The organism is Congzhengia sp., assembly GCF_037235575.1.
In the GTDB taxonomy this organism is placed as follows: Bacteria; Bacillota; Clostridia; order UBA1381; family UBA9506; genus Congzhengia; species Congzhengia minquanensis.
In genome coordinates, this window is sequence record NZ_JAXUNN010000025.1 from 103,595 (window position 1) to 127,412 (window position 23,818).

General features: G+C 46.5%; 17 protein-coding genes, 1 tRNA gene and 1 other annotated feature. Of the genes, 7 read left to right on the forward strand and 11 right to left on the reverse strand.

All coding sequences use genetic code 11. The features are described 5' to 3' along the window. From WIG73_RS04915 to spoIIR, 6 genes are all read right to left on the reverse strand, one after another. Positions 1-2,211, reverse strand: coding sequence for a penicillin-binding transpeptidase domain-containing protein (locus WIG73_RS04915; RefSeq protein ID WP_177679003.1), 2,211 nt, complete (start codon positions 2,209-2,211; stop codon positions 1-3). A 118-nt stretch (positions 2,212-2,329) separates the two neighbouring features. Then, positions 2,330-2,863, reverse strand: a complete 534-nt coding sequence (locus WIG73_RS04920; RefSeq protein ID WP_337399523.1) for a hypothetical protein — start codon at positions 2,861-2,863, stop codon at positions 2,330-2,332. A 28-nt stretch (positions 2,864-2,891) separates the two neighbouring features. Continuing rightward, entirely contained in the window at positions 2,892-3,824 is a 933-nt protein-coding gene (rsmH, locus tag WIG73_RS04925) for a 16S rRNA (cytosine(1402)-N(4))-methyltransferase RsmH (protein ID WP_337399524.1), read from the reverse strand. Positions 3,825-3,839: 15 nt separating this feature from the next. Continuing rightward, on the reverse strand, positions 3,840-4,271 hold the full coding sequence (gene mraZ / locus WIG73_RS04930; protein WP_177678998.1) for a division/cell wall cluster transcriptional repressor MraZ: 432 nt from the start codon (positions 4,269-4,271) through the stop codon (positions 3,840-3,842). 336 nt (positions 4,272-4,607) lie between these two features. Next, positions 4,608-6,245: a class I adenylate-forming enzyme family protein gene (locus WIG73_RS04935; protein ID WP_337399525.1), complete on the reverse strand. Its 1,638-nt coding sequence runs from the start codon at positions 6,243-6,245 to the stop codon at positions 4,608-4,610. 117 nt (positions 6,246-6,362) lie between these two features. Continuing rightward, positions 6,363-6,617, reverse strand: a binding site (T-box leader). A gap of 65 nt (positions 6,618-6,682) precedes the next feature. Next, the gene (gene spoIIR / locus WIG73_RS04940) at positions 6,683-7,339 is read right to left on the reverse strand and encodes a stage II sporulation protein R (protein ID WP_249311359.1); all 657 of its coding nucleotides are present in this window, start codon (positions 7,337-7,339) and stop codon (positions 6,683-6,685) included. Between the two features lie 147 nt (positions 7,340-7,486). On the opposite strand from spoIIR, the gene argC reads away from it, so the two are divergent. The 3 genes from argC to WIG73_RS04955 all read left to right on the forward strand — a co-directional run bounded on the left by argC (position 7,487) and on the right by WIG73_RS04955 (position 10,232). Next, positions 7,487-8,524 (forward strand): N-acetyl-gamma-glutamyl-phosphate reductase, encoded by a 1,038-nt coding sequence (gene argC / locus WIG73_RS04945; RefSeq protein WP_337399526.1) that lies wholly within the window; start codon positions 7,487-7,489, stop codon positions 8,522-8,524. Between the two features lie 31 nt (positions 8,525-8,555). Beyond that, complete coding sequence (argB, locus tag WIG73_RS04950) at positions 8,556-9,431, forward strand: acetylglutamate kinase (protein WP_337399527.1); 876 nt, start codon at positions 8,556-8,558, stop codon at positions 9,429-9,431. A 492-nt stretch (positions 9,432-9,923) separates the two neighbouring features. Further along, entirely contained in the window at positions 9,924-10,232 is a 309-nt protein-coding gene (locus WIG73_RS04955; protein ID WP_249311364.1) for a hypothetical protein, read from the forward strand. Between the two features lie 58 nt (positions 10,233-10,290). On the opposite strand, the gene WIG73_RS04960 is transcribed toward WIG73_RS04955, so the two are convergent. Beyond that, on the reverse strand, positions 10,291-11,064 hold the full coding sequence (locus WIG73_RS04960) for an AraC family transcriptional regulator (RefSeq protein WP_337399528.1): 774 nt from the start codon (positions 11,062-11,064) through the stop codon (positions 10,291-10,293). Between the two features lie 131 nt (positions 11,065-11,195). On the opposite strand from WIG73_RS04960, the gene WIG73_RS04965 reads away from it, so the two are divergent. Beyond that, on the forward strand, positions 11,196-12,947 hold the full coding sequence (locus tag WIG73_RS04965) for a sugar-binding domain-containing protein (RefSeq protein WP_337399529.1): 1,752 nt from the start codon (positions 11,196-11,198) through the stop codon (positions 12,945-12,947). Positions 12,948-13,001: 54 nt separating this feature from the next. On the opposite strand, the gene WIG73_RS04970 is transcribed toward WIG73_RS04965, so the two are convergent. Together WIG73_RS04970 and WIG73_RS04975 are read right to left on the reverse strand one after the other, a co-directional pair. Continuing rightward, the gene (locus WIG73_RS04970; protein WP_337399531.1) at positions 13,002-14,729 is read right to left on the reverse strand and encodes a hypothetical protein; all 1,728 of its coding nucleotides are present in this window, start codon (positions 14,727-14,729) and stop codon (positions 13,002-13,004) included. 61 nt (positions 14,730-14,790) lie between these two features. Further along, entirely contained in the window at positions 14,791-15,471 is a 681-nt protein-coding gene (locus WIG73_RS04975) for a hemolysin III family protein (RefSeq protein ID WP_337399533.1), read from the reverse strand. Between the two features lie 239 nt (positions 15,472-15,710). Between WIG73_RS04975 and WIG73_RS04980 the strand changes: the two genes are divergently transcribed. The 3 genes from WIG73_RS04980 (at position 15,711) to WIG73_RS04990 (ending at position 19,264) form a co-directional block, all read left to right on the forward strand. After that, positions 15,711-15,786: transfer RNA gene (locus WIG73_RS04980), tRNA-Thr, on the forward strand. 89 nt (positions 15,787-15,875) lie between these two features. After that, entirely contained in the window at positions 15,876-17,219 is a 1,344-nt protein-coding gene (gdhA, locus tag WIG73_RS04985; RefSeq protein ID WP_177678978.1) for an NADP-specific glutamate dehydrogenase, read from the forward strand. A 266-nt stretch (positions 17,220-17,485) separates the two neighbouring features. Beyond that, on the forward strand, positions 17,486-19,264 hold the full coding sequence (locus WIG73_RS04990) for an S-layer homology domain-containing protein (RefSeq protein WP_337399534.1): 1,779 nt from the start codon (positions 17,486-17,488) through the stop codon (positions 19,262-19,264). Between the two features lie 154 nt (positions 19,265-19,418). Here WIG73_RS04990 and WIG73_RS04995 read toward each other — a convergent pair whose 3' ends face one another. Continuing rightward, positions 19,419-20,744 (reverse strand): 2-hydroxyglutaryl-CoA dehydratase, encoded by a 1,326-nt coding sequence (locus tag WIG73_RS04995; protein ID WP_337399535.1) that lies wholly within the window; start codon positions 20,742-20,744, stop codon positions 19,419-19,421. Further along, the gene (locus tag WIG73_RS05000) at positions 20,741-23,686 is read right to left on the reverse strand and encodes an acyl-CoA dehydratase activase-related protein (RefSeq protein WP_337399536.1); all 2,946 of its coding nucleotides are present in this window, start codon (positions 23,684-23,686) and stop codon (positions 20,741-20,743) included. The genes WIG73_RS04995 and WIG73_RS05000 overlap by 4 nt, the downstream gene beginning before the upstream one ends. Positions 23,687-23,818 lie beyond the last annotated feature (132 nt).

Below are 23,818 nucleotides of genomic sequence, written 5' to 3' on the forward strand. Positions count from 1 at the left end.
TCAATTTGTGCCTTCAACATCTAAGAATCTGAATTCTACCTGAACGACACTTCCGCGTTCAACCTCTGTTCCAGCCTCAGGCGTTTGCTTTTCCGCCACGGTGCGGTCGGAATCGGAGCCTGTGGCCCCTGCTCCAACAATGCTCAAGTTTAGCCCTTTTGACGAAAGAATGGACTTTACGCTGGCCAACGACTTGTTTTTCACATCAGGCACCGCAACCTTTTCATCACCCGCAGAGCTTTCCGTGTAAAGCACAATCACAGAGCCGGAGCTTACGGTTGCCCCGGAGGACGGCATTTGGCTCAAAACCTTTTCCCCGCTGCCGATAACCGTATGTTTTAATCCCATGTCTTCCAGCTTTTTCTTTGCCACAGACACCTCAAGTCCTGTCACGTCCGGAACAGATATGTCAATGGTTGTTTTTTCTTCTGTTGTATATTGCGGCTCAACGCCTAAGTATTTTAATGTATCCTCCAAAATTTTACCAACAACGGGGGCCGCAACAGCGCCGCCGTAGTAAGAACCCAGCGAGGGTTCGTCAACAACTACCAGGCAGGCTACTTTCGGGTCGTTTGCCGGCGCAAATCCTAAAAACGATGCAACATATTTGCCCTGCCCTCTGGGAATTTTCTCCGACGTACCGGTTTTTCCCGCCACCCGGTAGCCCTTAATGTAGGCATTTTGTCCGGAACCAACGTTAACCGCGTTTTCCAAAAGCTCGCGAACGGTTTTTGACGTTTCCTCCGACACAATCTGGCGCACCAGCGTAGGCTCAATTTTTTTCACAACCGTGCCTTCGTCGTTTGTCAGTTCTTTCACCACGTGGGGTTTCATCAGGTTTCCGCCGTTTGCAACCGCACTGACAGCTGAAATCAGCTGCAGCGGCGTAACTTTCGGCCCCTGGCCGAACGACGCTGTGGCAAGCTCAACGGTTTTAAACTGTTCGTCTGTGTAGAACACGCCGTTTGCCTCGCCGGGCAGGTCAAATCCGGTTTTATCGTTAAAGCCAAAGGCTTTGTAATACTGCTTAAACTTGTCAATCCCAACGCGCTGTCCAACCTCAATAAACACCGGGTTGCAGGAGTTTTTCACACCGTCTTTAAAGGTTTCCGCACCGTGGCCGCTCCTTTCGGCACAGCTAATTCTTCTGTCTTCAACAATTTTATATCCGGGACAGAAAAAATGGTCCTCCGGCGTGACAACGCCTTCCTCCAGCGCCATAGACATGGTCATAATTTTAAAGCATGAACCGGGCTCATAAGAGTCCACCACCGCTTTATTCCGCCACATTTTATTTTTCGCGTTGGTAAGCGCCTTTTCATATTCTTCCCCGGAACCAAGTTTTTTAAGTCTGTTCAGGGTAACTTTGTCAATTAATTCGTTGGGGCTGTTCAAGTCAAAATTCGGCAGGGCGGCCATGGCCAAAACCTCGCCGGTTTTCACGTCCATCACGATGCAGGCGGCGCCCTCTGCCGCCTCCGTTTCGTTATACACGTTTTCCAAATGCTTTTCCGCAAAATGCTGAATGGCCTCGTCAATAGTCAAAACCACGTTTAAGCCGTTTTCAGAGTCGATGTGCCGCTCTTCCTGAAACGGCATATCTGTTCCGTGGGCGTTTTTCAGCGTAACCACTCTGCCCGGCACGCCGGATAGTTCGTCGTCATACACCATTTCAATGCCGCCCAAACCCTGGTTGTCTCGGCCGGTAAAGCCGATAACGTGGGAGGCAAATGTGCCGTAAGGGTAATATCGTTTGGTATCCTCTTTAAAATATACGCCTTTTAAATTGAGTTCACGAATTTTGTCGGCTACCTCTGTTTCCACTTTCCGTTTAATCTCAACGTCCTGGGCGTTTTTGGTCAGTTTCGGTTTTACATCTTCTGCATTAAGTTCTAAAATTTCTGCAAACTTGTTGGCAAGTCCGTCAACGTCATATCCTGCCGCCGCAATCTCTTTCGGGTTCACCGTAATGGTTTCCGCCGAGGAGCTGACCGCCAGCGTTTTGCCGTTTCTGTCGTAAATTGTGCCCCTGGCAGACGACACCTGATAGTCTCTGGTTTGCTGCTCAATTGCGCCGGTTCTTAGTTTTTCTCCGTCTACAATGTTCAGTTTTAATATATAAAGCACAAGCATAATGAGAAGTGTTGTAAAAAACAACAGAACGTAAAACATTCGTTTCCGCAAGCTTGTTTTTGGCCCGGTAATCGCCATATCTATCCACTCCCTTCGGCGAGGTTGACTTAAATTTGATTTCTGCTTTTACAAAAGTTAGTGTGAAAGACACCTCTCTCACACTAACAATAAATTCTTTATCATGTTATGTATCGCTTCATGCGAAATATTCCACAATGCCGCTAAAAAAATTCTTCACAGCGTCGATAAGGGAATTGCCGCTCCGCACCTTTTTCACCTCGTTTGACTGTTCCAGGTTGATGTAAATGGTCTGAGATTTTGAGGGCTGTCCCATATTGAACGTATTTTGCGCAATTTTTTCAATATTTTTTAAATCCAGGGTTTGGTCAATTTTAAACTGCAGTTTCTGGTTTTCTGCAATGGTTTCAGACAGCATGGTATTTTTTTTCTCAAGCTGTTCATATCCCGACGTAATCATCAATCCGCGGAACAGCACCAAAAAAGCCATTGACGCAAGCACAATCACAGAAATCACCGTCCCGCGGTTAATCCGCGATTTTGGGCGGCGGTTTCTGCCCGCGGCAGTATTCACTTTTCTTTTTTGTCCGCTGCCTGTTTTAATCATGACTCCACCTGTTGAACGTATATTTGTAATTTTTCTGATTTCCCGGTTGTCGTGAATCTTGCGGTACCTGTCGTCTGCATGATATGCCAAATTGTTGTTTCTCATATGCCAGGTCTCCCTCCCGAAAATCTTGTTAGAACCTTTCAAATATGCGAAGATGCGCACTTCTGGCCCGCGGATTTTCCGAAAGCTCCGCTTCGTCCGGAACCATTGGCTTTCTCGTAATCACTTTTCCCTCGGGCTTTTTGCCGCAAATGCAAACCGGCAAATCCGGCGGGCAAACGCAGCCCTTAGCCGCCTGGGCAAAAACTGTTTTCACAATTCTGTCTTCCAGCGAATGGAAGGTAATTACGCAAAGTCTTCCGCCCGGCTTCAAGCAGGAAATAAAATCAAAAAGCGCCTGTTTCAGCCCGGAAAGTTCGCCATTTACCTCAATCCGAATTGCCTGAAAGGTGCGTTTTGCCGGGTGCGGCCCGTCTGACCGGGCCCCCTTTGGCACCGCTTTTTTAATAATGCTCACAAGCTGCCCGGTGGTTTCAACCGGCGCATTTTCGCGCTCCTGCACAATAAATTCTGCAATCCGTTTTGCCCAGCGTTCCTCGCCATATGTAAAAATTACATCCGCCAGCTTATCCCTGTCATACTCGTTCACCACATGAAACGCAGAAAACGAACTGGTTTTGTCCATCCTCATGTCAAGGGGCGCGTCGTGATTGTAAGAAAATCCGCGTTCTGCGCAGTCTAACTGATAGGACGAAACGCCCAAATCCAGAACCGCGCCGTCTATTTTTTCCATTCCAAGCTCTGCTAAAACCTGTAAGATGTCGTTAAAATTTCTGTTTACAAAAGTGATATGGTCTGAAAATTCCGACAGTCTGTTTTTACAAACCGCAATTGCTTCGCTGTCTCTGTCAAAGCCGATGAGCTTTCCCGTTGTCAGCTGTTTTAAAATTTCCCGGCTGTGGCCGCCGCCGCCCATCGTCCCGTCCACATAAACCCCGTCAGGGTGAATGGAAAGGCCCGACACAGCCTCGTTAAGAAGGACAGATATGTGATGAAACTCCATGTTTGCCTCCTTAATTTAAAATCCCAAAAGTTCCATTTTTTCAGAAAATTCGTCCGGGCTAAAGTTTTCAATGCTGTGTTCCTTTTCCCAGTCTTCCGTGTTCCAAAGCTCAATACGGCCGGAAACCCCCACAACGGTAACATCCTTTTCCAGCCTTGCATAGGTTCTCAGTTTTTGCGGCAGCATAATTCTTCCCTGTTTGTCAAGCTCGCACTCGCCGGCCCCGGCAAAGAAAAATCGGGTAAAGTTGCGTGCGTCCCTGTTGGCTAAGGAAATTGCGTCAAGCTTTTCCTTATATATCTGAAAGGTTTCGGTCGGAAATACAAAGAGGCACCGGTCAAGTCCGATGGTAACGATAAACTTCTCGCCCAGCTCGTCGCGGAACTTTGCAGGCATAAACATTCTGCCCTTTGCGTCCAACACATGGCTGTATTCTCCAATAAACATGTTTCCGGCCTCCTTTCAACCTTTTTCCACCACATTAAACCACTTTTATTTCATTTTAAACCATTTGGGCTGATATTGCAAGTACTTTTTTCAATTTTTTTAATTTTTTTGAAATCTAAATTTAATATACAAGATATTGTGTGTAATAAATTTATCATACAAATAAAAGGGCATAGCAGGGAAATGTCTATTTTTCCCAATGCTATGCCCTTTTTCCGTTTTTTTCGATATTCTTTTTTCTGCTCTTTTTTCAACGTCTAAATATAGTATTGTTAACGTAATATTTCAATCATATTACACAAAATAGCGTTATTGCGACCTTTTTGCACCTCACTGTCAGCTTTCGATTTGCGCCTCCACCAGCCGTTCGCCGCAAAACCGGTCGCGGAGCACCGGCTTTTCAATTTTTCCGGTGGGATTTCTGGGAATGTCGTCAAAAATAATTTTTCTGGGCCGCTTATACCGGGGCAAATCCATGCAGAACTCGTTGATCTCGTCCTCCGTGCAGGTCATGCCCGGTTTCAGTTCAATAATGGCCGCCGCAATTTCACCCAGGCGCTTGTCGGGCAGGCCAATCACCGCCGCGTCTTTAATCGCCTGATGTTTTCTTAAAAAGTCCTCAATCTGCACGGGATAAATATTTTCGCCGCCCGTTATGATAACGTCCTTCTTACGGTCTACCAGATAAATAAACCCGTCTTCGTCGCACCGGGCCATGTCCCCCGTCATCAGCCAGCCGTCTTTCAGCGATTCGTTGGTGGCTTTTTCATTTTTATAATAACACAGCATCACGCCGGGACCTTTCACCGCAAGCTCGCCAACCTCGCCGTTTGCAGCCGGCCGGCCGGCGTCGTCCACAATTTTGGCCTCCCATTTGTAGCCGGGCTTGCCAATGGCGCCCACCTTATGTATGTTTTCCACGCCCAAATGCACGCACCCCGGCCCTAAAGACTCGCTCAAGCCATAGTTGGTATCATACTGATGATTGGGAAACTTTTCTTTCCACCGCTGCACCAGGCTTGGCGGCACGGGCTGTGCGCCGATGTGCATCAGCCTCCACTGGGAAAGACGGTATTCCGACAAGTCAATGTCGCCGCGGTCAATGGCGTCTAAAATGTCCTGCACCCACGGCACCAACAGCCACACAATGGTGGCCGCCTCGTCCGACACGGCTTTCATAATCCATTCCGGTTTCACGCCCCGCAGCAAAACCGCCCGGCTGCCGGAAAGCAGGCTTCCGAACCAGTGCATTTTTGCACCTGTGTGGTAAAGCGGCGGGATACACAAAAACACGTCGTCCCTGGTTTGGGAGTGGTGGTTCTGTTCTGTTTCGCACGCGGACATCACCGCGGCGTGGGAATGGAGAATGGCCTTCGGAAACCCTGTGGTGCCGGAAGAAAAATAAATGGCCGCATAGTCGTCTTCTTTTATCTCAATTTCCGGCGCCCGCTCGCAGCAATAGGTCACCAGCCGGTCGTAGCTGTCTGCAAAGGTGGGCACATTTTCCCCTACGTAAAAGAGCGAGTCCACACCCTTAAGCTTGGGAAAAATGGTTTCCACACGGCCGATAAATTCGGGGCCGAACACCAAAACGCTTGCATCAGAAAGCTCCAAACAATATTTTATTTCGTCCGCCGTGTAGCGGTAATTCATGGGCACGGCCAGCGCCCCCATTTTTAAAATACCAAAATAAATCGGAAGCCACTCTAAGCAGTTCATTAACAAAATTGCCACCTTGTCGCCCTTTTTTACGCCCCTTGTCAGCAAAAGGTTGGCAAACCGGTTGGCTTTCTCGTCAAACTCTTTCCAGGTCATCTCCCGGCGGTAGCCGCCGCTGGGGGCTGCTTCAATCAGCTCATATTCCCGCCATGTAACAGGCTTGTGATTTTCCCACTCCGTGGGGTTAATTTCAACCAGACTCACATCGTCCGGATACAGTTGTGCATTTCTCTCCAGCACCTTTGTAATAATCATGTTACGTTCCTTTCTCCCCGTTATAGTTTCTGCCCTTACGCGCCACGGGACTGCGAAAGAAAGGGCCTTCATCCCGGGAAGTGCTTTTAAAATAAAAAAACCCGTCCTCAGGATAAACCTGAGGACGAGAAAAATTCCCGCGGTACCACCTCAATTGCCTGCTTTTACAACAGACCCCTTTCGGCACGGCAAAAACACGCTTATGCCAAAGTGCTGTAACGGGCACGCCCGCCGCAGCCTACTGGGCAAAACGCCGTTGGGTGCGGAGCTCGCAGAATGTATTCAAACATGCCTTCCCCACTGTCTTGCACCAACCGACAGCTCTCTTAAGGTTCTAAACACGTTCTACTTGTTTCCGGTCATCACTTTTATTGAAGCTTTATTCACTTAAACTTTATTTTAACACTTTATTTTTCAAAAGTCAACAATATTTTTGCTCAATCAAAGCAGAATATTCTTTTGTTTGAAAGGTCCAGCGTTTGGCTGGCTTTTTCTTTCAAGCTCTGCCAAATTTCCACCGCCTTAAACGCCGGCTTTACTTGAATGTTTTCGTCTGAAATCATTTGATATTCTGCGCTGCCCATCAGTTCCGACAGTTTTTCTTTGTTCTCGTCTGAAACGGCGCCTTTTGCGCTGTCGGTGAAACACAGTGGCGGATACATCACACACCACCAGTTCTGCCCGCTGCCCGTGCCCAAAACCACACGGACAGCGTCGTAATCTCCCTCCGGCAGGGTGATGTTTTCATAAGATTTCGTGGGAAAATGAAAGTTTCCGGTTACCACTTCGCAGGAATAATTGCAGCCGTGTTCTAACAGCACTGCGTTTGCCGCAGCGGTAAGCTCGGCCTTGTGCTCGTCTGCAAAAGCTAAGCTCAGTTCCGAGTTTCCTGAAAGCTCCTCCGACAGGCTCAATAACGCGTCCCGCACGGCAAGCTTCACCGTTTGGTCTTTCTCGCTGTCGCTGTTAGCAATCACATGCAGCCGAACAATTCCGCTGGAAATGTCCACCGAAATTGCCTCGCAAATTCCCATAAACACCACGGCAACTAAAAATACTGCAAAAAATAGTTTTGAAATCGTCTTTCGTTTCATTGTTTTCCGCTCCTGTTTCTTTGGTATATTACACATTATAGACAAATTTACCATGGATTAAACAGCAAATTTAGATAAATATGGTATTGCATTTTTATACAAATAGATGTATAATAATACATATTTCAAATGGAAGGAAGTTATTTTATGATTCGAGCAGGTGTTTTGGGTGCAACCGGTTACGCAGGCGCAGAGCTTGTCAGACTGCTTGCTTCCCATAAAGATACAGAAATTGCAATGCTGGCTTCAAAAACATATGCCGGGCAGAAAATGTCGGAGGTTTATCCGTCCCTGCGGGGCGTGTGCGATGTTGTTTTAGAAGAAGCTGACGCAGAAACCGCGGCACAAAAATGCGACGTGGTGTTCACCGCCCTTCCCCACGGCGTTTCCAACGAGGTAATTTCCGCACTCTATGAAAAAGGCCTTAAGGTAATTGACCTTTCGGGCGATTTTCGCTATAACGACATTGAAACCTATGAAAAATGGTATCAGGTAAAGCACTCCTGTCCGGAGCTGTTAAAGGTTTCGGTTTACGGCCTGTGCGAGCTGCACCGGGAAGAAATTAAAAAGGCGCGGCTTGTGGGCAATCCCGGCTGTTACACCACCTGTTCCATTTTAGGATTGGCGCCGCTGTTAAAAAACAATGCCATTGATACAAAAAATATTATCATTGATGCGAAATCCGGCGTGTCCGGTGCGGGCCGCGGCTTAGGGCAGGCCTATCACTTCTGCGAGTGCACCGAAACCATGAAAGCCTATAAGGTGGCAACCCACCGCCACACCTCGGAAATTGAGCAGGAGCTTTCGCTGATTGCCGGAGAGGAAATTACCCTGTCCTTCACGCCCCATCTGGTTCCTATGAAACGGGGAATTTTCGCCACGGAATATGCAAACTTGAAAAAGCCTTATACAAAAGAAGAACTGCTCAAAATGTATCACGATTTTTATCAGAATGAAAAATTTGTGCGCATTTACGACAACGCCCTGCCGGAAAACAACCACGTAACCGGCTCGAACTTTGTGGACATTGGCCTGACGGTTGACGAGCGGCTGGGCCGGGTAATTGTCATTTCCAACATTGACAATTTAATCAAAGGCGCAGCGGGCCAGGCCGTTCAGAACATGAACCTGATGTTTGGCCTGACGGAAGACGAAGGCCTGTCCGGCGCAGGCTATTACCTGTAATATACGCCCTGCGGGCAGAAAGGAAACAAGCATGAACACAATCGACGAGCGGATTGAGCGCGCCGGCATTTTAACCGAGGCGCTTCCTTATATCCAAAAGCTTTACAGCAAAACCATTGTGATTAAATATGGCGGCAACGCCATGATTAACGAAGATTTAAAGCGTTCCGTCATGGAGGACATTACCCTTTTAAAATATGTGGGCATGAACCCGGTAATTGTCCACGGCGGCGGACCGGACATTTCAGAGTCCTTAAAAACCTACCACATTGAAAGCAAATTTGTCAGCGGCCTGAGGGTGACAGACGCAGAAACCATGCGCATAGCCCAAATGGTTTTGGTGGGCAAAACCAACAAAGAGGTGGTTTCAAACGTCAACCGAAACGGCGGCAAGGCCATTGGCCTGTGCGGAATTGACGGAAAAATCATCGAGTGCGAGCCTTTGACGGAGGACTCCGAGGGAAACAAAATTGACGTTGGCTTTGTGGGTAAAATTAAAAAGGTAAACACCGGAATCCTCAAATCCCTGTGCGAAGACGAATATATTCCCGTAATTGCCCCCATTGGCACGGACGACAGCGGCCAGAGCTATAATATCAACGCCGACACGGTTGCCAGCGCGGTTGCAACCGCTATGAGCGCAGAAAAACTGATTTTCTTAACCGACGTTGAAGGCGTGAAAGACGCCAAAGGCGACATTATTTTTGAAATTACCACCAGCAGCGCAGAGGAGCTGATTCATGTCGGCACCATAAACGGCGGCATGATTCCAAAGGTCCGCGCCTGCGTGAAGGCTGTTTTAGAGGGCGTTAACCGTGTGCACATTATCGACGGCCGCGTGCTCCACTCCATTCTTTTAGAAATTTTCACCGACACCGGTATCGGCACCATGTTTAAAAAAGGTTAAAGAAAAAAATTTCAAAAGAGTTGATAAATGCATGTTTATCAACTCTTTTTTTTGTTACAGCAGTGATAAAGACGAACAGAATTCTAGAAGTTACGTCATGCAATATTGACAAATGTATGACTTTGTGATAATATTGGTTTGTATGTTGGGAGGTGACACTGTGAGTCAAAAAAAAGATTGTCGTATTGCAATGCGTTTGTCAGAAGACCTAAACAATGAAATTAATAGAACCGTTAATTTGTTTCGGGATAAGACGAAAGTAGACGTCAATAGGACAAGCATCATAACATCCGCGATAGCTGAGGGCCTAAAGGTTTTACAGCAGCGGATTGATGATGGGAAATAAGAAAGAGAAGCGGCTCTCCACACATAGACAAGCCACTTCTCTCCGCCCACAACCATCTGAAATGATAGATGCGACATTAATATTATACACGATGTGCGCTCAATTTTCAAGGGGTTGTGGAAAATTTTAAAGAAAGGAAAATAATTATGTTTGACACCTTTGAAACCAATTTTGAAACCTTATTGGAAGAAACAATCAGCGCCGCCCACGCACGTTCTTTCAATCACGACCCCGAATACCAAAAAAAATCATACCGAATGTCTGAAATCCACGAGGAATTGGAAGCCCTGTTTGAAAATAAAAATGCAAAACCAACCTCCCGTCACTGGAAATTGGTGCGCGAATACTTTCAATTGGAACAGGAAACATACTATCCCGAACACACCGCCACATATATGCAGGCGATATTCGATTGTGTAAGAGTGTTTACAAAATATGGATGGCTGAAAGAATAGGGATTCGATACATAACGAAATCATTCGGAGGCGGGAAATATCCCGCCTCCAAATTTTTTTATATTCGTGTATATTTCCCCGGCGTTTTTCCCGTAAAGCTTTTAAAGGCGCGGATAAAATAATATTCGTTTTCATACCCCACCAGTTCCGCAATTTCCCTGACAGAACGCCTGCCCTCTGCAAGCAAAACCTTTGCGTGCTCCAGGCGGATTACCTGCAAATCTGCCTTCGGCGTTACGCCGAACACGGCTTTATACAGGCTGTAAAACCTTGAGGGCGACATATGCGCAAGCTTTGCCATTTCGTCCACTTTCCAGCCGCGGCTGTAATCCATATGGATTTTTGCCCGAACCTCCAGCATGGCGCTGCGCATTTCCGGCATGATGATTTCCGCCTTTTCATTTTCTACTTCCCGCATCATTTTAATCACAAGCTCCGTCATTTTCATGGTGCATATATCCTCGGCGTGCGGCCGGCTGTGGAGCACCTCAAGCTCGGCGGCCTGCATGATTTCCGTGATAAAACTGCCTTCACTCATCTGATAAATTTTATTGAATTGAAATCCAAATTGCAATGCAATTTTATGAAAATCCCCTGTAATGTGTGCCCAGTCATGCACCAGTCCCTGCTTTCCATGAGCCGCAAGAAACTGATAGGAATGCGGCTCGTAGCAAATGCAGCTTCCCGCCGGGCAAACAGAAATGCCGTTGTCCGACGAAAGAGCGGCCGTGGTTAACATGTGAATAAAAATATATTGCTCGCCCGTGTCAAGCCGCTCCAGCTGAAAATCTTCGTTTTCCGGCCAAAGCGTTTTGATTTGTGTAATCTTCATCACCGTTCACCTCTCATTAATCGTACCGCAAATTGTAGAAAAAGTCAATTTTAAAATAGAAAATTGTATTTACTTTTTCACACCGGTTTCATACAATAAACCTACAATTTGAAAAGGAGCGTGTTTTTAAAATGGAACTACCCAGAAAGGAATATCCCCGGCCGCAGCTGGTCCGTAAAGACTGGAGAAACTTAAACGGCCAATGGGGGTTTGAAATCGACAACGCAATGGTGGGAAAAGAAAAAGAATTTTACCTGCGCAGCAGCTTAAACCAAACCATAACCGTGCCGTTTTGTCCGGAAAGCAAGCTTTCCGGCATTGAAAACAAAGATTTTATGAACTGTGTGTGGTACCGCCGCGAACTGGAAATTCCCAAAGAGTGGGCAGGAAAAGAAATCATTCTGCATTTCGGCGCCGTAGATTACCACGCCACCGTTTACATAAACGGCCAACAGGTTTGCACCCACAAGGGCGGTTACACTTGTTTTTCAGCCAACATTACAAAATTCTTAAAGGAAAGCGGAAACGTAATTACGCTGTGCGCTGAAGACGACACAAGGTCCGGCAACCAGCCCTGCGGAAAGCAGAGCAGCAAGCTGAATTCCTATGGCTGCTGCTACACCAGAACAACCGGAATCTGGCAGACGGTTTGGATGGAGGCGGTAGACGCCGCCCACATTCAAAACGTGAAATATACTTCCAATATTCACGACTGCTCCGTGCTCACCCAGGTGTATGTGACAAACGAAGCGCTGGGCTGCAAGCTGCGGGTGCGCACTTTCTTTGAAGGAGTGCCCACGGGGGAGGCCGAAACAGTGATTCACACAAGCGAAGCCTGCGTCACCGTTGCGCTGTCTCAAAAGCATTTGTGGGAGGCCGGCAAGGGGAATTTATATGACACAGAAATCGAGCTGATAAAAGACGGCGTCGTCTGCGACAGCATAAAAGGATATTTTGGCCTGCGCGAGGTGTCGCTCAAAGACAAGGCCTTTTGCCTGAACGGAACCGCGTTGTTCGGCAGATGGGTGTTAGACCAGGGCTTTTATCCCGACGGAATTTATACCGCCCCCAGCGACGAGGCCTTAAAAAACGACATTTTATACTCCATGGAGCTGGGCTTTAACGGCGCCCGCCTGCACGAAAAGATTTTTGAACCCCGGTTTTTATACTGGGCGGACAAACTGGGTTACCTTGTTTGGGGCGAGCACGCAAACTGGGGCCTGAACATCACCGAGCCAGGCCAGCTGATGCACTTCCTGCCCGAGTGGGCAGAGTGCTTAGAGCGCGACTATTCCCACCCGTCTATCATTGGCTGGTGCCCGTTTAACGAAACCTGGGACTGGAGCGACCTAAGGCGTCAGTGCGACGACATTTTGCGCACGGTGTATCAGGTGACAAAGGCCATTGACAAAACCCGCCCGGTGATTGACACCAGCGGAAACTTCCATGTGATTACAGACATTTTCGATGTGCACGACTATGAACAGAACCCGGAAAAATTGAAAGAACATTATAAAGATGCAAAGAACGGCGTTCTGCTGTGCCAGGTTGAACGCAACCCTTACCTTGCCGGGCGGCAGAAGCCAAAGGGCGAGCCGCTGTTTTTAAGCGAATATGGCGGCATACGGCAAAAAAATGGAAACGAGGGCTGGGGCTATGGCGAAGCGCCGGAAAACGACGAGGCGTTCATTGCGCGTTACCGGGGCCTGACAACGGCTATCTTAGACGACGAGCTGTTTATCGGCTTCTGCTACACCCAGTTATACGACGTAGAACAGGAGATTAACGGCCTGATGACCTATGACCGAAAATTTAAATTCGACCCGAAAATTTTCAGAGAAATTAACACCCTGCCGGCGGCAATTGAAAAGAAAAACAAATAAAAAAACGGGATATTGGCGTTTCTGCCAATATCCCGTTCCTGTTATGCAAAACAATTATTTTTTCATCATTTTTTCCGAATAGCATTTTCCGTCCGCCCCGCTGAATTTGCCGCATCTTAACTGAATCACTCTGTCAACAGGGGTAAAATCTGTAAGCATAATTCGAAACAACCCATTGGTTTCGCTGTGCATGGGCGTAATCATTTTATGGGCATAAAACCCGCCGCAAATTTTAATGGAATCATTGCCTTTTACATATATAGCGTCGTCTTTTTTCAAAAACATTGTCTCATCCTTGCACGCACGGAAGGAGCAATGCTCCATCTCAATGCTTCCGCCAGGCTCAAAGAAAAAATCCATGGAGAATTGAACGCCGTCTAATCCTTTGTCCGTCTTAACGTGCAAATCAAATCCGTTTTCCGCCTTATAAATGTCAATCCAAACGTCAAATTCAGGCCGCTTGTTCAGTTCTCTTCTTTCAACGTCACGAAATCCCAAAAGCTCGTTCATTGCAACCGTTTCGCCCAGCGGCATCCAAAAGGCCGGATGCTGTTTCACGTTATGCTCCGATTTCATATACACGCGAATGCCAAAGTCTGTTTTCTCTATGGAAGCCGCTTTATAAATTGCATTAAAATAATCCATCACGAGGCTTACCCTCGGCATTTTTACCTCTCCATAATTCAGCTTTAAAAATGCCGGGTTATCGCATTTTACCGTAGCGCTGAGTTTCCCCTCTTTCACACGGTAAAGCTGCGACTCTTGCATAAACCGCTCAACATGGGTTCTGATGGGCGCAGGTTCCAGTTCCGCTTCGCGCCAGTGCGGGTGTTTGAAGAAAAAATACAGGCAGGTAGACAGCTCTCCATAACCCTGATTCGTTCCCGGGCGCATGCTGTCAACGGCTATCTCTGCGGCAGCGGCATATTCCCCGTTTTGTTGTTCAATGGACATATAGATAAAAGCAGCCGCATTTCCCAATTCATATTTCTTACCATAATCCTGTCTTCCCGAAATATCGGTGTCAACAATGTTGTCAAAATCGGTGAAATCAAGACGGTTCTTCAAATTAACGTCCACAATCTTTAAAAAATCCTCAGCCGAATAAAGCTTGCTTTTACAGCATTCAGAAAGAATCAGCATTTTTTTACTCAATATCTGGTCGTAAACACCCAGACTTCTTTCGGTGAATAAACCGTCGGAATTGATGTCAATTCCCTCTTTGAGGTAGCTGTCTAAAACATCAGAAAAATCGCATTTTTCAGGTTCTAACGCCATGATCAAAGCCAGTGCGGCACAAATGACCCATCTGTGATTGGGGGTGTGAAAGCCGCCCTTGGCAACAGCCACAGCCGACGGCACCAGAAACTCCATTAACGCGGTGTAAAGCTCTGTGTCGTCCATCTGTTTGGCCGCATAAGCAAGATATCCGATGGGTGTTATGGCAAACGCGGTGTCCGGAGGGCTGTCATAATTGTTAAAGCGCAAATCAATCAGGCCGTCTTCACGCGTACACCGCTTCATATAATCCAGTGCGTCAAACAGGCGTTGTCTTAAGTCGCTGCTGTGATAAAACTTTGAGGTTTTCTCATAATAAAGAAATCCAATAACCGGAATAAATTCCGCAGTTGAACAATGATCCGGCAGCGCAACCCCATATTCGCTGTAAAACAAACCGCCGAAATCGGGCCTGCTTTTGTCCGTAACCTGATTTTGAAACGCGTTGTCGGCATAGCGTTCCGCCGCTTGAATGATTTTGTTATATAAATCATTAAATTTCATTGAAATATTCTCCTTCCTGTATCATAAGGCCGCTGATTTTTTATTTCATTAAAACGCACGTTTAAACGACGTAAAGCAAAATACAGAAAAAGTGGAGCACGCTTCCAAACACAACAAACAGGTGAAAAACCGAGTGCATATACCGGTGATTTTTCGCCTTGGCATACAGCACCGCGCCAATGGTGTAAAGAATGCCGCCGGCAATTAAAAAGGCAGTTCCGCCAAATCCCAGCGTGAAATAGGTGGCCTTTGCCGCAAACACAATGCACCACCCCATTGCAAGGTAGCAAATCATGGAAAATCTTTTATACTTTTTAATATCAATGGCGTTCAGCACAATTCCCAACACCGCGCTGCCCCAGATGACGCCGAAAATCCACCAGCCCAAAGGCGCGGAATATTCCCTGAATGAGCACAGGGCCAGCGGCGTATAAGTGCCTGCAATGAGCAGAAAAATGGAGCAGTGGTCAATTACCTGAAACACCTTTTTGGCCATTCGGTTTGGCCTCAGTCCGTGATAAATGCTGGACATGGTGTATAAAATAATCATTGTTGCGCCGTAAATTGCGCTTGCAACCACGCCATAAACATTTTTGTGCAGGGCCGAAAAAACGACGCACAGCACCAGCGCCGCCAACCCAAGGGCGCCGCCCACAATGTGGGACACCATGTTAAAAATTTCTTCGCCTTTTGTGTAGTCGGGCAGTTCCCGTTCTGAAAGTTTTGTCCGCTGCATTTTCATTTTCCATCCCCTTAACCTTTTTAAATTTATTATAAATCCACATGCAGCCGCTGTCAACAGGCACGGCGCAATATTTAAAAATCGTTTGCAAATCCCAAAAAATTTCAAATTTTTATTGACAAGCGTGCGCTGTTTATAGTATAATAAATTTCGTGCCAAATAAGGGATTGTAGCATTTTTCTCATAAATTTTCAAATTTCGGCAAAACTCTTTTTTGAGGACAACTACATACTTTATAAGCTGGAGTGGCACAGTTGGTAGCGCAGCTGATTCGTAATCAGCAGGTCGTGGGTTCAAGTCCCATCTCCAGCTCCAAATTTAGGCTGCGTTGAGATTGATACTCTCACCGCGGCCTTTTTTCATATACATCCCAAAAATCTAAATCGGAAAGCGGAGGTAAAAAAATGTTTAAAAGCAAGTATTTAAACGACGTTATGGAAACAGTGACAAAAAGAAACCCTGCCGAGCCTGAATTTTTGCAGGCTGTAAAAGAGGTTCTGGAATCGTTAGAGCCCGTTATTGAGGCGCATCCGGAATTTGCGGAAAAGGGAATTGTTGAACGAATTGTTGAACCCGAACGGGTGATCACATTCCGTGTGCCCTGGGTGGACGATTCCGGCAAGGTTCAGGTTAACCGCGGATTCAGAGTTCAGTTTAACAGCGCTATTGGGCCTTATAAGGGCGGCTTAAGGTTTCATCCGTCCGTATATCTTGGAATCATCAAATTCTTAGGATTTGAACAAATATTTAAAAATTCACTGACAGGCCTGCCCATCGGCGGCGGCAAGGGCGGTTCAGATTTCGACCCCAAAGGCAAAAGCGACAACGAGGTAATGCATTTCTGCCAGAGCTTTATGACAGAGCTTTCCAAACACATCGGCGCAGATACCGATGTTCCTGCAGGTGACATTGGTGTTGGCGGCCGTGAAATCGGATTTATGTACGGTCAGTATAAAAGGCTCAGAAACGAATATACCGGCGTGCTGACAGGAAAAGGCCTTACATATGGCGGTTCTTTGGCCAGAACAGAAGCAACAGGATATGGTCTTTGCTACTTCACGGAAGAGATGTTAAAAGACGCTGGCAAGTCCTTTAAGGGCGCAACGGTGGTTATTTCCGGTTCCGGAAACGTTGCCATTTACGCAACGAAAAAAGCCACAGAGCTGGGCGGAAAGGTTGTTGCTTTAAGCGACTCTAACGGCTATATTTACGACAAAAACGGCATTGATTTAGACGCTGTAAAGCAGATTAAAGAAGTAGAAAGAAAGAGAATTAAAGAATATCTTACCTATCACCCGGAAGCGGAATATCATGAAGGCTGCAGCGGCATTTGGGGAATTCCGTGCGACATTGCACTGCCCTGCGCAACACAGAACGAAATTGATGAAGAATCGGCAAAAAAACTGGTTGCCAATGGCTGCTACGCTGTGGCAGAGGGCGCAAACATGCCTTCCACGCCGGAAGCGATTGCGCAGTTCCAGTCTAACGGCCTGCTCTTTGGGCCTGCAAAAGCTGCAAACGCCGGCGGCGTTGCAACATCTGCACTGGAAATGAGCCAGAACTCTATGCGCTACAGCTGGACATTTGATGAAGTTGACGCAAAACTGAAAGACATTATGGTTAACATTTATAAAAACACCAGAGACGCCGCTGAAAAGTATGGCAAGAAAGGTGACTTTGTTGCCGGCGCAAACATCGCGGGCTTTATGAAAGTTGCAGAAGCCATGATGGCACAGGGAATTGTTTAAAAAAGCGAATAAAAAACTCCGGACAAAATGCTGAGGGTATTTATATAATGCGAAAAAGACAATGAATACAGAATCGGTATTGGAAGGTAGAAACAGAGGTGCGAATGGAAACGTTCGCACCTTTTTCTATGTGTTTCATAACTATATATAGCTTTCATAGTAAAAAAATGGAGCGGAATGAAATAGTTTTTGTTCGGCATTGTAATTTGATGAATTGTCTGATATAATTCTTTCATAGGACAAATAATAAAGATGGGAGATTTGATATGAAAAAACTGATTAGCGGAATACTTATGTTCGCAACGTTAATGATATCCCTACCAATATTGGCTGCAACCTCAACACTGCCGGAGGGGTATGAAGTTACTGACTTTCGCTTTTTTATTAACGATGAATTGCAACAAATTACAGTTTATAGGAACAGCAATTTCTTCCAATCAGACGAAAAGGAGTATGTACCATTACAAGCTTGCATGGAGGCATTAGGCTGTACTTTTGAACGGAAAAGCCCGACCAACATAATGATTAAAACCCCGGATAATCGCACAATTGATATGAGCATCGGCGAAAAAACCATCAGTTACACCGGCGGTTTAAGAGGCGTTGCACGTGTTCCCTGGGAGTATATGGAGTTAGATGGAACAATTTATTATCCACTATATGAATTTCCGGAGCTTATAAACTGTGAAGTTTTATATGAAGGGAACAATATTTATCTTGATACTGATGAATATCTTAAAAAGAATCATTCTAACGATAGTATTGGACGAAAAGTTAATATTGATGTTTATGTTAATGATATTAAAGTTGAGACGCTTGTATATAGCAACAGAAAAAGTCCATCCGTGCAGGGGCCGGATAATATAAGCGATTATGTTCAGTTAAAGCCGATTTTAGAAGTATTAGGCATAGCGTTGTCCGCGACTGCCGAATGGTATTATTGGATGGACGAACCGGTTGAAATTGACGGCGATATATATGTTCCTTTTTCAACAATACGTTATAATATCAATGGCAGTTTAAAGCAGGACGATTATGATAGCATGTATCTGTATTCCGCTGATTATGTACGTGAAGATATTCCTGCAACATTAGAAGATGCGTATAAGGCTCTTGACGAACTTTTATATCCGGAGGAAATTGAGTATATAAAAAATCTTGCGGAAGATGACATGATAGAATTGCATTTCAGTCTTGGACTGTGGATACGCAACAACTGGCTGTATCCGACAAACAGCCGATTAACCAAAGCATTATTAGAACAAAATCCAGATTTTAACCACCCTGATGATATGTCGCAGTTTATTCTTGTTGGATATCATCGTTATCTGAATAATGGTTCTGCGTCCACGCCGCCGACACTTTCCGAAAATCACAGCATTGTGTTTTCCGACGTTACCGAAACGCATTGGGCATATAACGACATTGTGTCCTTAACAAAGTCAGGCGTTTTAAATGGTTATGAGGACGGCACGTTTCGGCCGGATAATTATGTTACACAAGCTGAGATGGCAAAAATCATTACAATTGCTTTTGATTTGCAAGGCAATAGCGAGGACAAAAATGCTAATGAAGCAACGAAAGCCAACACCTTGAAAAGAAATATTAAAAAGAATAATCCCAACGAATGGTGGAGCGAGTTTGCTTTAATTGCAGTGGATTATTATGCAGGCGGGCCTTCGATGGTCTATAATAGTAATGAAGAAGCAAATCGAAGGCAGGTCGCTGTTGCTTTAGTAAATATTCTAAATCCCGAATATGGCTTTGATTATACGACAACAGGATATTTCTTTTCTTCAAATTGGAAAGATACTCTAAGAAGTGAATTCGTAGATTTTGCAGAAAATGATGGATGGGATGACGATCGCTATATTGATTATGAAGATGGCTATATTGTAAACTCTCCGAAACACATTTACCTTGCAAAAACAATGGGTCTGATATCGGGATATCCCGATGGCACATTCAGGCCTCTTGGCAATATCACACGTGCCGAGTTTTGTGCTATGGTAAATAGAGCCTTGGATTTACGCAATAAGAATTGAATGTTCATCAGGGAGCAAATAAGCAGTATGCCTCGATCTTTCACGCCGCTTACCGTATAAACATGAAACGGTGTAACTCACCCGGGTGAGTTACACCGTTGTTCACTTCTCCTACTGCCTTATTAGCATCGGGCAAATATCCGGCAATTTTATTTTATAAGTCTACCGAAATTCCGCCGGTGGCCGGAACTGTAATTTCTTTTTCTTCCGTTTGTTCCACATCGTCCATTTTTGCGTTTGCCAGCATGAGCTTAATTCGGTTTTGCTGGTTTACCTGGCTGGCGCCGGGGTCATAATCTACCGCAACAATGTTCGCGTCAGGGTGAATGGCCTTAATTTTATTCTGCATCCCCTTTGCAACAATGTGGTTTGGCAAACACCCAAAGGGCTGTGTGCACACAATGTTTTTCACGCCTTCTGTCACCAGCTCCGCCATTTCAGAAGTTAACAGCCACCCCTCGCCCATTTTCACGCCCTGGCCGATATATTGTTCTGTAATGTCCTTCTTTTCAGAAAAGCCCAGGGGCGCGCGGAACACGCCGTGGTCTTTTACGATTTTATACATGCTGTTTTGCCGCTTGGTCAGATAATGATAAGCAATCTTACTGATTTTAGCTTTCACAGCCTTTCCGCCGTAAAGCTTTTGGTCCACCACGCCGTTATAAACACAATAAAGACAAAAGTCTAAAAGGCCCGGAACAACGACCTCAGCTCCTTCCGAAACCAAAAAGTCCTCTAAGTGGTTGTTTCCGATGGGGGAATATTTTACATAAATTTCGCCCACAATTCCTACTCTGGGACGACGCTCTTCCCGCTTTTCCACCGCCGCAAAATCGTCTAAAATCTGCGGAAAATACTTTTTTAAATACCCAAAGGTAGTGAGGCTCCCCGTTTCCCATTTTTTCAGAAAAAACGCCTGCCATTTTTGAATCACCTTTTCCGTGTCTCCGCTGTGGACTTCATAGGGCTCACACTGGTTTTTAATCATCATTAAAAAGTCGCCCACAATCACGGCCGTCATGGCCTTCAGCAAGAACGGAACGGTAATTTTAAAGCCTGGCGAAGGCGAAAGGCCGGAAACGTTCAGCGAGATAACCGGAACCTTGTGAAAGCCCGCCTTGTCAAGGGCCTTGCGCAAAAGATGAATATAGTTCGAGGCCCGGCACCCGCCGCCGGTTTGGGTTATCATCAACGCGGTTTTTTCCGGGTCAAAATCCCCGCTTTCCAAGGCCTGCATCATCTGGCCAATTACAATAATGGCCGGATAGCACATGTCGTTGTGCACATATTTTAAGCCTGCCTCCACCACCGCAGGCCCTTCGTTTTTCAAGATATGGGTTTTATATCCGTCCTGCCTTAAAATCTGTTCGATAAAGGAGAAATGAAGCGGCAGCATATCTGGAATTAAAATGGTATGGGTATGCTTCATTTCCTCGGTGAACACCGGCGCACCGGTTTGAACTGTTTTTTCGTGCTTCATTTCGGCTTCACCTCCGTTTTTTGTTCAATGGCGCACAAAAGGCTTCTCAGCCGAATTTTCACCGCGCCGGAATTATTAATTTCATCTATTTTAATTTGCGTATAAAGCTTATCCTCTCGCTCTAAAATGCTTCGGCACTCGTCGGTTGTAACCGCGTCAATGCCGCAGCCGAACGAAACCAGCTGCACGAAATTTGCACGCTCCGACTGTGCACAGAATTTCGCCGCGCTGTAAAGCCGCGAGTGATACGTCCACTGGTTTAAAACCGAAACTTTTGGCGGGGAAACAAAATCGCACACGCTGTCGTCAGACAAAACCACCACCCCCAGGGAAGAAACCAGCCGGTCAATGCCGTGGTTAATCTCCGGGTCAATGTGATAGGGCCTGCCCGCAAGCACAATAATTGGCAAATCGTGCTCCTCGGCATATGCAATTCCCTTTCTGCCGAATTCCCGAACCCTTTCGCGGTAAGCGCCAATCGCCGCATAGGCCTTCTTCGCCGCCCGTTTTACCTCGGCGCGTTTTATGCCGGGATAAACTTCTGCAAGGCACTTCATCATTTGTTTTGGAAACGTATCCGGGTGATCAATCCCCAAATAGGGGTATAAAAACCGGACAGTTTTCACAGCCGGCATGTTGGCGGCAATCAGTTCCGGATAATATGCCACTACAGGGCAGTTAAAGTGGTTATCCCCTTTCTCTTCATCTAAGTTATACGACATGCAGGGGTAAAAAATGGTGTCAATTCCGCGATGAATTAAATCGCTAATTGCCCCGTGCACCAATTTTGCCGGATAGCACACCGTGTCAGACGGAATGGTGTCCCGTCCCAGCTCATAGGTCTTTCTGGTGGTCGGCTCAGAAAAGACAACCTCAATTCCAAGCTCAGCAAAAAATGCCGTCCAAAAGGGATAAAGTTCAATGATATTCAGTGCATAGGGCATGCCGATTTTCCCCCGTGTTCCGGGTTTTATCTTCGCTTTTTCCTCATCGAAAAGGCTCCGTTTAAACTGATAGGCATTGGGCAAATCCTTCTGTGCGGCGGTCTTCAACGGTGTTTCACACCGGTTGCCGGAAATAAATTTGCGCCCGCCGGAAAACGTGTTCACCGTGAGCCTGCACTTATTGGTGCATCCGCCGCAAACTGCTTCCTTCGTGGTGTTCACAAAATTTTCAAGCTCTTCTTTCGGGCTGATGGAAGATTGCGCCTTCCCCTGCTCTTTTGCATACAGAGCTGCGCCGAACGCGCCCATAAGACCGGCAATGGTGGGCCGGGTAACCTCTTTTCCAATTTCACGTTCAAAGGAGCGCAAAACCGCATCGTTATAAAACGTGCCGCCCTGCACCACAATTTGGTTTCCTAAATCGTCGGCGCTTTTTGCACGAATGACCTTATAAAGGGCGTTTTTCACCACGCTGACGGAAAGCCCTGCCGAAATGTCGTGAATAGAAGCGCCGTCTTTTTGCGACTGCTTCACCGACGAATTCATAAACACCGTACACCGGGAGCCTAAATCTACCGGGTGCTTTGCAAAAATGCCCAGCTTTGCGAACTCTTCGGCGTCATATCCCATGGATTTTGCAAAGGTTTCAATAAACGAGCCGCAGCCCGACGAGCACGCTTCGTTTAGCATAATGTTGTCGATTGCGCCGTTTTTAATTTTAAAGCATTTAATGTCCTGTCCGCCGATGTCGATAATAAAATCCACATCCGGCCGGAAAAATGACGTAGCTTTAAAATGAGCCATGGTTTCAACCAGGCCAAAATCCACGCCAAACGCATTTACCATTAAACTTTCGCCGTAGCCTGTGGCGGCAGAGCCGCGAATGGTTACCCTGTCTTCGCACAGGCTGTAAATTTCAAGCAGACACTTTTTCACAGCCTCTAACGGGTTTCCCTTGTTTGAGCTGTAGTAGCTGTATAAAATGCGGTTATCGCTGTCTGTCAGCACCAGTTTCACCGTGGTGGAACCGCAGTCGATGCCGAGGTAGGCGTCCCCTTTATATTCCGATAAGTCGGCGAACTCCACCGCGGCCTTTTGGTGCCGCGCAGAAAACGCCTGATATTCCTCCTCCGTTTCAAACAGGGGACGCATATAGGTGTTGTGCCCCGTGTCGGCAGCGGCATTTTTCAGGCGCTCCGCTAAACTGTTATACGTTAAGGCTGTGCCGCTTTCCTTTGCATATATCGCTGCGCCTGCGGCAACAAAAAACAGGTCATATTCCGGGAACACTGCAGTTTCATCCGAAAGTGCCAGCGTTTCTTTAAACTGCTTTTTTAAACAGTCAAAAAAGTGGATCGGGCCGCCCAAAAAGGCGATTTTGCCCGTTAGCTGCCGTCCCCTTGCAAGGCCGGTTATGGTCTGCTCCACCACCGCATGGAAAATGCTTGCGGAAATGTCCCGCTTATCCGCGTTTTGGTTTAACAGCGGCTGAATGTCAGACTTGGCAAACACGCCGCACCGCGACGCTATGGGATAAAGCCTTGCCGCCGCAAGCCCCTGTTTGTCCATTTCGTCGGGGGACAAGTTTAAAAGCACCGCCATCTGGTCGATAAACGAGCCGGTTCCGCCGGCACAGGTGCCGTTCATACGTTCTTCCACGCCGCCCGTTAAAAACAAAATCTTGGCGTCTTCTCCGCCCAACTCCACCACAATGTCAACATCGCCCAAAAGGAGCCGTACGGCTTTTTCCGTTGCAAAGACCTCCTGCACAAAGCTCACATTTGCGCTGTTTGCCAGCCCCAAACCGGCAGAACCCGAAATTGACACGGTAAATTCTTCGTCGCCTACAAGTGCTTTCACTTTTTCTAAAATCTCCAGCGTCTTTGTCCGCACCTGGGACATATGACGCTCATAATGCGTAAAAAGAATGCGGCTGCCTTCCATTACCGCAATCTTCACTGTTGTCGATCCAATATCTATTCCTATGCTGAGACGCAAAATTAATGCCTCCTCACGATTTTTCTACATAATATGACAAAAATCAAATTTTGTCCACAATCACTTTCATTTTATTCTAATTTATCATATTTATTTTATCACAAAATTCGCGCTCCGTCCAGCAATAAGTTC